Raw genomic sequence first — 505 nt, 5'->3', positions numbered from 1 at the left:
GACCGAACAATTCCGCTGGATTGTCACCATTCAAGGAGGGATTGATGCCCTCTTTAAAGATGACCCTAACGTATTTGTAGCCGGAGATTTACTCTGGTATCCCGTAGAAGGCAACAATAAACTGCGAGTAGCTCCAGATGTGATGGTAGCCATAGGACGACCCAAAGTTAAACGGGGGTCTTATTTGCAATGGGAAGAAGATGATATCGCCCCCCAAGTAGTTTTTGAGGTATTATCTCCCGGTAATACCTTAACCGAAATGGCGAAAAAGCTGGACTTTTATCAGCGTTATGGAGTGGAAGAATACTATATATATGACCCCGATAAAATCGATGTCTGTGGTTGGATTCGCACAGAGAATCAACTGACATTAATTGACACCATAAAAGGCTGGATTTCTCCCCGGCTAGGGGTGAGATTTGAAATCTCGGAGTCGGGGTTAGAATTGTATCGTCCCGATGGTCGTAAATTCTCGACTTATATTGAGTTAGAGAGCGATCGCCAA

At 44.4% G+C, this 505-nt stretch carries 1 protein-coding gene; it reads left to right on the top strand.

The window, feature by feature from the left end:
• Window positions 1–505 (top strand): Uma2 family endonuclease (locus P5683_RS25755; protein WP_315641290.1); only part of this gene is annotated, 505 nt, incomplete at both ends.

This window comes from Limnospira sp. PMC 1279.21, from assembly GCF_032349615.1.
GTDB lineage: Bacteria > Cyanobacteriota > Cyanobacteriia > Cyanobacteriales > Microcoleaceae > Limnospira > Limnospira fusiformis.
This window is presented reverse-complemented; position numbering and strand designations above follow the sequence as displayed.